This window comes from Sphingomonas sp. 10B4, assembly GCF_035019905.1.
Lineage (GTDB): Bacteria > Pseudomonadota > Alphaproteobacteria > Sphingomonadales > Sphingomonadaceae > Sphingomonas > Sphingomonas glacialis.
Window position 1 is genome coordinate 1 of the sequence record NZ_JASJVC010000467.1, and the last position, 249, is coordinate 249.

Genomic DNA, 249 nt, shown 5'->3' on the forward strand with positions numbered 1-249 from the left:
GGACTTCACGCTAACCCGTCCGATCACCCTCGAAGATATTCTGGCAGGGTTAGCCGAAATCTTTGCGGCGGTTGAGGCTGCGTGCGGCTTGCGGATCGCATTCGACCGCGAAGACCGCCACAGCCACCAGAACAGCCACACGTTTTATCTGCGCTACCAGGGGCCACTGCCCGCTGCAAACGACGTGAAGGTTGATATCACGATCACCGAAGTCCTGTGCTTCCCGCTGCAAGATCGCCCGATTCATCG

The 249-nt window shown here is 58.6% G+C and carries 1 pseudogene; it reads left to right on the forward strand.

The annotated features are described in order from the left end of the window. Window positions 1-249, forward strand: a pseudogene (locus tag QN347_RS20515) (nucleotidyl transferase AbiEii/AbiGii toxin family protein); the annotation flags it as partial.